This is a genomic window from Paenibacillus sp. FSL R5-0636, assembly GCF_037974255.1.
GTDB lineage: Bacteria > Bacillota > Bacilli > Paenibacillales > Paenibacillaceae > Paenibacillus_AQ > Paenibacillus_AQ odorifer.
Genome location: NZ_CP150232.1, coordinates 2,215,739 through 2,228,371, shown reverse-complemented (window position 1 = coordinate 2,228,371; position 12,633 = coordinate 2,215,739). Strand labels below are relative to the sequence as shown.

At 44.8% G+C, this 12,633-nt stretch carries 7 protein-coding genes; 2 read left to right on the top strand and 5 right to left on the bottom strand.

Annotated features, from left to right (window positions below; genetic code table 11):
• Window positions 1–8 precede the first annotated feature (8 nt).
• A complete protein-coding gene (locus MKX34_RS09640) occupies window positions 9–851 on the top strand; it encodes a sugar phosphate isomerase/epimerase (RefSeq protein WP_076107527.1) in 843 nt (280 codons plus the stop codon).
• Between the two features lie 152 nt (window positions 852–1,003).
• Complete coding sequence (locus tag MKX34_RS09635; protein WP_076179087.1) at window positions 1,004–2,164, top strand: glycosyltransferase family 1 protein; 1,161 nt, start codon at window positions 1,004–1,006, stop codon at window positions 2,162–2,164.
• Here MKX34_RS09635 and MKX34_RS09630 read toward each other — a convergent pair.
• From MKX34_RS09630 to MKX34_RS09610, 5 genes are all read right to left on the bottom strand, one after another.
• The gene (locus tag MKX34_RS09630) at window positions 2,136–2,600 is read right to left on the bottom strand and encodes a DUF2269 family protein (RefSeq protein ID WP_256717040.1); all 465 of its coding nucleotides are present in this window, start codon (window positions 2,598–2,600) and stop codon (window positions 2,136–2,138) included. The two genes, MKX34_RS09635 and MKX34_RS09630, sit on opposite strands and share 29 nt — an antisense overlap.
• 148 nt (window positions 2,601–2,748) lie before the next feature.
• Window positions 2,749–8,937, bottom strand: coding sequence for an SGNH/GDSL hydrolase family protein (locus tag MKX34_RS09625; RefSeq protein WP_305953647.1), 6,189 nt, complete (start codon window positions 8,935–8,937; stop codon window positions 2,749–2,751).
• A gap of 361 nt (window positions 8,938–9,298) precedes the next feature.
• Window positions 9,299–9,847, bottom strand: a complete 549-nt coding sequence (locus MKX34_RS09620; protein WP_179089267.1) for a GNAT family protein — start codon at window positions 9,845–9,847, stop codon at window positions 9,299–9,301.
• Between the two features lie 148 nt (window positions 9,848–9,995).
• Window positions 9,996–11,831 carry a UbiD family decarboxylase gene (locus MKX34_RS09615; protein ID WP_036679241.1) on the bottom strand — a complete coding sequence of 612 codons (1,836 nt, stop codon included), beginning with the start codon at window positions 11,829–11,831 and terminating at the stop codon, window positions 9,996–9,998.
• A 115-nt stretch (window positions 11,832–11,946) separates the two neighbouring features.
• On the bottom strand, window positions 11,947–12,468 hold the full coding sequence (locus MKX34_RS09610) for a serine acetyltransferase (RefSeq protein ID WP_036679239.1): 522 nt from the start codon (window positions 12,466–12,468) through the stop codon (window positions 11,947–11,949).
• Window positions 12,469–12,633 lie beyond the last annotated feature (165 nt).

Below are 12,633 nucleotides of genomic sequence, written 5' to 3'. Positions count from 1 at the left end.
TCGATCATATGAGCATTCCCCTTCATCTAGGTGTTCGAGCACATGATTTCACACAAGTTCCATTGCAAGAGTTAATTGAGAAGATTAAGTCCTATCATTTCACTCATATCCAGTTTGCACTTAAGAAATCTTTTCCTGATAGTGCCCCTAGTCTGACGGCTATAAGCCCTGGAACAGCCAGCTATTATGGCAATGCCTTTAGGCAGGCAGGTATTCAGATTGCGGTTCTGGGCTGCTATGTAAACATTGTAGATACCGATCCTCACAAACGGGCACAAGCGTTAGCCGCGTTTAATACCCATCTGCGCTTGGCCAGAGATTTTGGCGCTAGTCTGGTAGGTACGGAAACCGGAAGTGTGGGACTTGGGTATACCACAGATAATTTTACAGAAGAAGCCTTCCAAGAGGTGGTGACATCAGTTAAGGCCATGGTGGCGGAGGCCGAACGTTTTGGTGTGACGGTAGGAATCGAAGCAGGACTTCATCATCCGCTGTACACCGCGCCCTTAACCCGCCGACTTCTGGATGAAGTCCCTTCTAACAATCTTCAGGTCATATTGGATTGCGCAAATCTAATGTCACCTACAAATTACTTGCATCAAGAAGCTATTATTATGGAGGCTTTGAAGCTTTTAGGAAATCGAATTGCTATCATTCATTTAAAAGACTTTATCGTCCAAGATGGAGCTATAAAAATTGTCCCTGTAGGTCAAGGGTGGCTAGAGTTTGAGCCGATTCTTCGTTATATGAAATATGAACGTCCTCATATTCAAGGAATCCTGGAAAGCACTCCTGAGTCACATTTAGGAGAAAGCATTACCTTTTTGCAACAGTTATACGAATCCCTGTAGGGCTTCATCCCATTAAAACTAATAAATCCACTGCACACCTCTTTACCTTACTTGGTGCAGTGGATTTTTATATTCTGTTTAACATCCGTTTGACCTCCATCAAATAATCGCCTGTTATGATCAGGGCATCAAGAGTATCTGGGAGGGGTTCCATGCGTCTTGCTTTATTCACGGACACATTTCTTCCGCAAACCAACGGAGTTTCACGTACGCTTCAACGATTAACCACTCATTTGAAAGGGCGTGGTATTGAACATCTGCTTTTCTCACCGAAATCTGCTCCTGAAGACAGTTATGCCGATCCCATACGTCCCATTACCAGCATCCCCTTTTTCTTATACCCCGAATGTAGACTCGCACTGCCCAATATGTCCTCTATCCAATCAGAGCTGAAAGCTTTTCGTCCCGATCTGCTTCATATGGCAACTCCGTTCAATATCGGTCTCTGCGGCCTTCGTTATGCGCGAAAACATGACTTGCCCCATGTCGCCTCATACCATACCCATTTTGACCGCTATCTTGAATATTACCGGATGAAAAAAATCGCTCCGCTCTATTGGAAATACATGAAGTGGTTCCACCGCTCCTGCGACGCCACCTTTGCACCATCCTACGAAACCCTCGATTCCCTCCAAGCTCAAGGCTTTCATCGCCTGAAGCTGTGGTCCAGAGGCATCGACTGCCAGCAGTACACCCCCAAAAAACGCAGCCATGAGGTCCGTGAGCGCTACGGAATTACCGCACCGTTACTGCTTCTATATGTGGGAAGGATCGCCCCTGAAAAAGATATAAACACCCTTGCTCTCGCCATGCAGCAATTACCCGAATCTATGCAATCTCAGGTTCATTGGCTGGTCGTAGGGGACGGCCCCCTTCTGCCGGAAATGCGGGCACAGGCGCCCCATAATGTCACGTTTACAGGCTATAAACATGGTGATGAGCTTGCCCAATTATATGCCTCAGCAGATCTGTTCGTCTTCCCTTCCAGTACGGAAACCTTCGGTAATGTTGTCCTTGAGGCTATGGCCTCAGGACTGCCTGTCCTCGCAGTAAATGAAGGTGGAGTGAAGGATCTGGTCACACCCGGCCGCACAGGAATGATTGTCGAGTCCCGCTGCCCGGATGCTTTTATTCGTGAGATTTGTGCATGTATAGAGCACCCTCAAAAGCTAGCTGCTATGGGACATGAAGGTCGACAGCTGGCACTCGGCCGCTCTTGGGAGAATATTTTTGATGGACTCATCCGCGATTATGAAGAGATCATTGAGAATAGACGTTATGATCTTATACCGGCTTTACTACCATTAATATAATAATGACGATAGTAAGCACATGAACCGCCGCTTCTAGGGGAGCGATCTTGTTCATAGCGGTAGTGTAACCCTCAGGGATTTCCTCCCCTTCGCTGGTCATTACGAGCTGGGTTAGCTTTTTCAATCGGGGCTCAACCATTCCAATAATAATCACTTCGATCACGATAAAAAATAATAACGACAGATTTAACCACAACACCGACAAGCCCATTTTATCTATGATCATTAACAAAATACCTGTAACGATCAGGGTGATCCCACCTGTCTTAGGGAATCTGTTTATTTTCTTCATAAGACCAAATACAAAACGAAGCTGACTGCCTGTCTTGGCTGAGCTTGTCAGTATTGGCAGCACAAAAGCTGGTCCAATTCCCACTATGGATGCTATAACATGTATAACTACCACAAGCTTTGAGATCATATGCGTCAAATCCATATTTACAATCCCCCCTATCATTCGTTGTTTAGATTCATATGAGGCTGATAGGAGAATTAGTCTTGCAGATCCTTTAAATCTTAGATAATCTTAAAAAAGCGCCTAGCCGGATATTACCGACTTAGGCGTTTTTTTAACAAATATTCAGTTATTTTACCGTAACTTTCATGATAGCACTCTCACTTACCCCTTGATCATTCAACAGCTCAGCCCGGTATTCATAGACGCCTGGAGAACGGTTAGTAATAGAAGTAGAAGCCGTTTGTGCGTTTGGGGTGCCTGCTGTTAAAGTCTGAGTATCGATCAGTATTCCGTTCTCATACAAGCGATACTCTTTGCCGTTCATCCCCCACCATAAATTCATAGTCACTTTATACTCTCCATCGCCATCCCAGTTGTCATTGGACAACACCGGCTTAGCTGGTGCAGCATCCTTCACGATAACTACATGAGCAGCAGACACCGTTGTGCCAAAAGAATTGGTTAGCTCAGCCGTATAGGTGTAGGTTCCGTTTTCTTTTCCGGTAATATTAGTCACTGCAGTCTGTGCAGCTGGGGAATCATCACGTAAGGTTTGCGTGTCGATTAAGGCACCATTCTCATATAGCTTGTAGACCGTACCATTATTGCCCCACCACATATTCATTGTGATTTGGTAATCCCCGTCCAAAAGTCCTGTATCCTGCCCATTATTATTGGATAGAACCCATTGCCCCGGAACACCTGTAGCCTTCTGAGGTCCACTTACGACCACAATCACTTGTTCTGTCGTTGAGAGTCCAGCGTTATTAATGGCTGTTGCGATGAACGTATGCGCTCCCGCAAGTTCTGTGAGTGGAATCTCATCTCCATAAACTACAGGTTTACCATCAAAAGTAATATCCAGACTGCGAATACCAGACTCTGGATCTTCCGCTACGACCTGCACCTTCAATACATCCATTTCACTCATTTGAGCAGAAGGTAAACCAGAAATCGTAGGTGGTGTAGTATCTTCAGTTTCTCCCGGTGAGCCTACATATTGAATTTTTGGAGCCGCTGGTTGTTCCATCCCTTCACCAAGAAAGAATCCAGGGTGCGGAGGTTGATTATAGCCTACATTTTGCCAAGCTACTGCCAGGCGGTAGATCGGATCATGCATCAATGTGCGAATACGATAATCTGTCATATCCGTTGTTGTGTAGATCCGTAGTTCAGAACTGTCCGTTGCCCGCCAGATCACTTCTTCACGCCAATCCCCGAACAGATCTGCCTGCAAGCTTGGATTCGCCTTGGTGCCATTATTTGAAGAAGCACCTACAGCCGTCAATAAGTTAACCGTTGTCTGATTGCTATAGTCCCACTTATCCACTCGATTAGCATCCAGTAATTCACGTAAAAGATCACCATCCCACCAAATACCAAAATTCGTGGAGGAAGGCAGTTTTTTAGTAATTAGTTCACCTTGCGCACTGTATAGGCCCGTAACAGGTATATGCTCCTCATTGGTGATCGTTGCAGCCCATACCTCTTCGCCAGCATATCGCGGATCAATATCCGCTGACATCCCCCGTCCAGTATCAATCCCCGTGAACACACCCCATAATATATCTCCTGTAGCTGCATCACGCATTTCAATCCCATACTTCGAATCGGTATGCTCATGAACATCAAAGACTTCCAGCCCGGGTCTGGTAGGATCAAGGTCCCCGAAATGAATTGCATCACCATGCCCAAGCTTTGTATTATACAGCGGCAACCCATCATCGTCGATTGCCATCGCACCGAAGGTTATTTCGTCCTTACCGTCGCCGTCCACATCTCCTACAGAAAGATTGTGGTTTCCTTGACCTACGAAGTCTCCATATCCTTCATCATTAGAATCGAAACGCCATACTTTCTCGAGCTTGCCCTCGCGATAATTGTAAGCTGCAAGTACAGTTCTAGTATAATAACCGCGGCTAAAAATCACGCTTGGCTGCTCGCCGTCTAAATAAGCTACAGCTGCCAAAAAGCGGTCTACACGGTTACCATAGGTATCCCCCCAAGCGCCAACATCTCCACGTGGCGGATCATAATCCACGGTATCCAAGGCCCGGCCTGTTGCCCCTTCGAACACCGTTAAATATTCATTGCCCAGCAGCACATAACCCGAACTGTTACGATAGTCTGCACTGGCATTGCCAATGACTTTTCCTTGACCGTCCACTGTGCCATCTGCCGTCTTGATCATAATTTCGGCACGTCCATCACTATCCAGATCATATACCAGGAATGGAGAATAGTGTGCACCGGCACGAATATTAGGCCCTAAATTAATCCGCCATAAGCGAGTTCCATCTAATTTATAAGCGTCCATATAGACAAGTCCAGTATACCCAGCTTGAGAGTTATCCTTGCTGTTCGAAGGTGACCACAACATGATGATTTCATATACACCATCACCGTCCAAATCACCTACACTTGCATCTCCCGCACTATACGTATACGGTTGACCATCCTTGGTGTAATCATCTGTTGGCTTTTGCAAAGGGATCGATAGATATTGCTTCTGCCATACGCTGAATGGTTCCGAAGCAGATTTCTCGACTCCATTGATTACTGATGTGATTCTATATTTGGCATCCTCCCTGCCTGTAATATCGAGATAGTTCGTGTTTTGAGTAATCAACGAATCATTTAGTTTCTTATCGCCACGATACAGATTGAATCCTATCGTTTCCGGATCCAGACCTAACATCCGCCAGCTGATATACACACCTTCATCTGTCTTAACCGCTACAGGCGCACGATCCAGCGCCTCCATCTTCCGGTATAAAGTTGTCACCGCTGAGGTTTCCAACGTAGCGGATAGATCAGAGATGCCGCCTGCATTTACCGAGGCTACTTTGTAATAGTAAGGAATGGTAGTCAGAACGGTCATGTCTGTGTACGAAGCTTCGAATGATTTGCCGATCAGGATGAACTCACCGTCTGCGGATTTCGCACGATAAATGTTGAACATCCGTGCATCCGGTACCTCATTCCAAGTAAAGGTCACATCATTTTTGTTCGTAGATTGTACAGCTAGACCACTAGGTACGGGTGCTTTTGCTACGGAGGGATCAATCATAGACACTTTTAGCGCATTAGAGCCTACGGATTCCAGTCCCGTGCTGTCGACCGAAGTTACCGTATAGATATATTCCATACCAATATCCGCAGTGGTATCTGCGTAGAACGGCTCTATTGTCTCGCCCAGCAGCTCTGCACTATTCGCAACCGTAGCCTGACGATATATACGGTATTTCAGCGCCCCCTCCATACTGTCCCAAGAAAGATTAGCTGTAATAGGCTCACTGTTTAAATCCAGGCTACCCAGTTTCAGATTCGTTGGGGCTAATAATAACGGTGTGATCTCCAGCCCATTGAGATGAGCGGTTGTGCCACTAAAGACAAGATTCATCTGCCCGTCTTTGACAGCAATCTGGTTATACAGCTTCTCAGCAATATTTTCCTTACCTGAGGAGACTGTTCCGTAATCTTTGCCTTCAATGGCTACATTCGTCTTGGCAGATCCAATCCAATCTCCTGTATAAGTCTTAACAGAATAATAACCATTGGGTAAATCAACTTTGAATTCATACGATCCTCCAAAATAAATCACAAAATCTCTGCGTAGATCGTCCGTCGCATTTCCCCGATCCCGATCGATCATCCCTGCACTCGAGGTCAAACCATATCCTCGTTCTGGGGTATATAGGACATTCACATTCACTTCCGTATAACCCGCAGCAACGGGTGAACCAACAGGTCCGAAATCATAACGATACTGAGCGGATTTCGTAGTCAGCTTCACTTCATCTGAAGGCTCAGACTCTCCTAGCCCATTCACTGCAGTCACTCTTACCGAGTAGCTTTGGCCTTCAACCAACCCGCTTAATGTCAATGAAGGGACAGTTGAAGTTCCCGCTAATGTATAAGCAGATTCGGCTTCTGCCGCTAGCTTACGATAGATTTTATAGATATCTGTACCTTCTACTTTATTCCATTTCAGTACTGCACCTGCATTACTGATACTCCCAGCTACAAGTCCTTCAGGCTTCGCTGGCACCGTTTCCGGCTGTTTGATGTCCTGCACAAAGCTGGAGAGTGGAATATTTAATTCCCCTATTCCTTTGGCCAGCAGACGGGCCATTTGAATGGCTCCGTACTCTTGAAAGTGAGTATCGTCTGTCGAGCCATTTGGGAAAGCACCATATATCCCTGCATCGAGGTGAAGGAATACAGAGCGTGTAGCTGCAAAACCGATAGAATTGTAATAAGCTACACTGAGTGCGCTAAGATCGACCAAGTCAACATCCAACTCACTTGCTACTTCTTTCATAGCCTGCACATATTCTGGAAAGCTCACATTAAATTTTTCACTCGCGGCATTATAATCTCTGCGGCCCATGGGAGTCACCAGAATCGGAGTTGCTCCTCTTTGCCTAGCTCCATTGACATAAGTTTTTAAATAAACTTTGTAATCGGCTGGAGAAGCATATCGGTCTGGAACGCTAATCGTTGCGTCATTATGACCAAACTGGATAAGGAAATAGTCGCCCGGTTGGATCTTACGCAGGACTTCATCCAGCCTTCCCTCGACAATAAATGACTTAGAGCTGCGGCCTCCGATAGCGTGATTCTTAAACGTTACTTCCTCACTAAAGAAATCAGGAATCATTTGTCCCCAGCCTGCTTGTGGTATCCAATAAGGATCATAAGTCTGCACGGTTGAATCACCCGCAATATAAACTGTTGGCAATTCATTAGCAGGACGGTCTGGCTGCTTAGTAATCACCAGTGCATTGATATTAGGCTTAGTGCCAGAGAACACCAAGTTCATTTGTCCATCCACCAAAGCGATGTCAAAGCTCATTTCCAAATACTGGCCTGCTGTTTTGCTCGTCTGTTGAACTTTTTGAATGGATTCTACTTTGATGCCAATCTCTGTATCTCCGGCGCTGTCACCAGCGATAAGTGAAACTGTATAGTCGCCATTCGGTAAATCTACATTAAAAGTTGCATCCTTAGGGACCACAAAATCTGAACGCAAAGGATCTGAGGTTCCTCGGTCTACCCCAGTTACTTTCGATATATCTGTAAATCCATATTTGACCTCAGAGGAATAAGATACCCCTGCATCTGCCTTAAGATAACCTTCAGCCACAGCACCCGGGCCAAAATCAAAGGAATAAACATCTCCTTCTGGCAAAGTTCCAGGAGGCGTATACACGGCACTTTCCACCTTGTTAGATAGCTCTGATTCTCCTTGGCCATTGGCTGCCTTCACCCCATAATATTGCCGTTTTGAGGTGTCCGCTGAGGCATCCGTAAATGTCGTCTTCTCTGACTGACCAATCTCATGGAATGTTCCATCTGCTGCATCAGACCTTAAGATCGTATAGCGGTTTGCTCCAGCCACACTGTTCCAACTCAGTTGAACAGAACTTACACCTACACTGACAATTGAAAGACCGGTTGGTGCTGCGGGAACCTCTACCCCCGGAATTTTGTCTACTGTCACAGATGCGCTCAAAACAGACTCCTCACCCTTTCCATTTACAGCTGACACATTGTAAATGTAACCACTGCCTTCATCTACATCTGAATCCACGAAGCTGTTAGCAGCAACTTGACCTATGGCTTGAAGGGTTCCACTAGGAAGAACCGTTCGATAAATATTGTAATAGACTGCTTCTGTCACGCTGCCCCACCCCAGAGATACCTCAGTGGGGGTGATATTATGAACCACTAATCCCTCAGGGGCTTTCAATGGACCTGGTACAATCTGCTGAATAATTAGTCCATTTAAATATCCGCCAACCCCTGTACCCGTAATGCCGACAGTTAGTTGACCATCTTGAACAGTCGTCCGATAGGTAGCTTGATTTACAGCTTGCTTGCTGCTTATCGACCCAGCCGTGCTACCTTCCAAAGTAATCGTAGTTTTGGTTGTACTTGTACCCGCTAGTAAATCTCCTGAGTATACAGTCACATCGTAATCCCCATTAGGAAGATCCACCAAAAAAGAATAGGACAGTCCCAATACAAAATCGTTGGTCATACCGTCTCCACCCGAACGATTCCTCGAAGCAACCGCCTGATCTAAACCATACCCTAGCTCATTCGTATATAACTTAGATTCATGCACGCCTGTATAACCACTCATAACAGGACTTGTTGCTGTTCCAAAATCATATTGCAAGGTTATTGGGCCTGAAGCTGCACTGGCCTGTTGCCCCCCAAATGTTGTAGATGGAAGTATTGATGAACAAATGAAGATCCACGACAATAACACCATAAATATTTTATTTCCAAGTTTATTCCTCTTCATCTTCCGTGCTTCACCCGCTTTCTTATGATTGAAAGAACTTAGTACGCATCTAGCCCTGTTGTAGTAAACGCTTACAATAAGCTTCGTTGTCATTCGTTCTTCAAATATAAGTTCACTTCGTGCGCGTATCCCCTCCTCTTTGCTCAGGCAGCTGTATGGTAGATGATTCCAGTTTTACTCATATCCAACACGATACTACCACCTAAGTGTCACTCTGAACATTTAAAAAACAGATTTTATCATACACTAAACCGTTCAATTTCTTCGCCTATAGTTATAAAAACCTACGATTTGGTAAGCAGTTAGGACAGAAGAATCAGTGAGGGGACACCCGCCTTTTGAGATCACGACAACAGTTTTGCTATTCCTTCATCCTTAACCATTCACTTCTGAGCAATCCATAGGAATAAGTATCATGCCAGATTGGCTCTCCATTACTATCGTATTTAAAATAACCCGTCTGCAAAAAATGTCCTTCTCGACGAAGCTTCAATCGTTCAAGCAGTTTCCATGAGCGTGTATTTTCGGGATCACAGTTCGCAATCACACGTCTCATTTTCAGATTATCAAAGCCATAGTTTAACAATTGATTACAAGCCTCTGTAGCATACCCGTTTCCCTGAAAATCAGGGTTAAAAACATATCCAAATTCCCAAACGCCAAAAGCCTCTGGTTGGCTCTCTTGAAAATATAAGTTGCCGATCATTTTGGTCGTAGATTTAAGACAGACTGCCCAAAAAGCACGGTCCGATGACCGTCTGAGCGCCTCAGTGCGAGATTCATCTGCACTAAACAAGGAATAGGGCTCATATTTCACAACACTTTCTTGCGACAAATATTCATGAAGGTCTTTCCAATCCTCTGCTGAGAACCTTCTAATCCATAAACGTTCGGTTTCCATAATTTCCATCAGAACAACACTTCCCCAATATTAATAGTAAATATATACCATACACCCCATAATACCCCTATGCCTTTTTTATTTCATATGAGCAAAATCATTTCACAAACAGCAAATAGGCCTCCTTGGATTCCCAAGAAGGCTGATGAATGTTTCTCTATATCTTAACTCCGCTTAAACTGCCACCTGACGCAAATAATCGTTCGATATGCTTCTGAACGGTTGGGTCTGGGATCAGTGGTGGGGCTTGATGGGGTTTTACCCGAGCATCAATAATCACGTTATCACAGGACCAATGTTTATACTCAGTAGAACTGTTCACTCCATAGATATCATGAGATGGATTACTGCGGGTAAACGTCGCCCATAGGAAATTGTCGATCTTTTCACTCAAAAACTCGCTATCATCACACAAAATAATCATTGGACAAGAAGGAAGTGCCCCTTGCTCCTGAATAGCTTCACTAAGCTTGTTCATTTCCAATGCTGCTTCAGCGTAGCTTGTGAATTTAGCACCTTGAAGGGCAACAAGACCAGGCATCACCATTCGTGCATGTCCAAATCCCTGTAATTCTTTAAGCATGCCCGGTACCTCTGTACATAGCTCTCTTTTCTTATCCCCTACTGCTGCGAAGATCACTTTACTTCCGCTGTTTAATCCTGTGCCGGAATAATCAAGCGTATCAATCGTGGTGTTGGTATAGAAATGAATATCTCTACGAAGATTAATCCGCTCCAAGATATACGTCAAGAAATCCTCGATATTATGTGTACTGATAGGCTGATTTTCTTCTGCAGTAATAAACAAAAACTTAGCTAAACTAAGCTGACCCGTACCTAAAATCCGGTTAGCAATGGTCAGAATTTCCGCCGGCTGCTTTACTTGCTGATAAGGCGTATAACGTTCACTGCCAATGGCGAACAGCAGGGGATGAACACCCGCAGCATCGACTGCATGAACTTCTTTGACGCCCGGAATTTCTTGGCGGATAGCCCCACCTGTCAGCTCGTGAATTAACTCACCAAACGCGGTATCCTCCTGTGGCGGCCGACCGACAACCGTAAATGGAAAGATTGCATTTTTTCTGGCGTACACTTTATGTACTCTCATTACTGGGAAAGGGTGAACCAAGCTATAATAGCCTAAATGGTCGCCAAATGGCCCCTCCGGCTTCGTCTCACCAGGGTGAATTTCACCTGTTATCACAAAGTCCGCATCATTGCTGATACAGTAACCATCCACATAGCTATAGCTGAAATGGCGTCCTGATAATAAACCTGCAACGATCATCTCACTCATTCCCTCAGGCAAAGGCATAACCGCCGATAAGGAGTGAGCGGGTGGTCCACCGATAAAACAACTCACTTTAAGCGGTTGTCCTTGGCGGTTCGCTTTTTCCTGATGTACGCCAATGCCGCGATGAATTTGATAATGAATGCCCACTTCTTTATTTAATTCATACTCATTTCCAGTCAGCTGCACACGGTACATTCCCAGATTGGAATTCATAATGCCCGGCTTGTCCGGATCTTCTGAATACACCTGCGGCAAGGTTACAAAAGCACCACCATCTCCCGGCCAATGTGTGATTAGCGGAAGATCAGAGATACTAATTTCCTGGAAACCGCTTGGCAGACCTCCTGGCTTTTTAATAGGCAATGCTTTTCTCGCGGATAATCCGGTTCCAACATATTTAAATGGATTTTTGAGTGCTTTTACGGGATCGTTGCGAAGGGCAATTACGTTATGTGTGGAGTCCCAAGTCCGCCGAAAGATAAACTTACTGCGCTCTAGCGTTCCAAAAAGGTTAGATACGGCCCGAAACTTCGAGCCTTTTACATTCTCAAATAATAATGCGGGTCCACCAGCCTCATAAACCTTTAGGTGAATCGCCGCCATCTCTAGATAAGGGTCCACTTCTTCACGAATCCGAACTAAATGTCCGTGTTTCTCTAAATCATTAACACACTCTTCTAAATTGCTATATTTCATTTCATTACTCCGATCTCTAGAAGGTTATTACAAGATTACTTGGATGCTTTAATTATACCCTGTAAGATATTAAAATAAAGCGCACGCGTACCCTATGTACTAGAACCTAACGTCTTTATCTTGTATTCTCTGGTTTCGGTTCACTCCGCAATATATTTTTAGCAGGAATACCTACTGCCGAAGCATTATCCGGCACATCCTTTACCACTACAGACATGGCCCCGATATTAACATCGTTACCAATGACAACCGGTCCAAGAATCTTGGAGCCTACTCCAATAAAAGCTCTGTCTCCAATCACAGGCTCTCCTAAGTTATTTCTCCCGCCAATCGTCACTTGATGAAAAATAGTAGCATGGCTTCCAAGCACCGCTTTAGGACTAATGATAATCCCATTTAAACCATGCGGTAAATGAAGCGCGTCACCAATTTGAGCTTGAGCGTGAAGCTCTCCATTTGCAAGAATACGGACAAAAAGCACATCCATTATTCGATATAAAAGCCACAAAGGTTTTCGCACGATGCCATTCTTCACTCGATAATACACCCAATTTCCATAACGATAAGTAAACAAGGCCATAATCGTTTGAGGATTTTTCAGATTTGCTTTCCAGTCCGTTTTGAATGATTTCATCATTTTATCGTTCTCCTTTTTAGGGGCTAGGGTATGCACTGTATTCTGGAGTAATGAAGGGCAGCTGTGGATAAAACATCTGGGAGGATCGCGGGCTGGAGGGTCAGTCGGTGATTGTACTTTCACCAGTGTAAGATAGATTTTGAGATTCATCAAGCAAGTGGACAG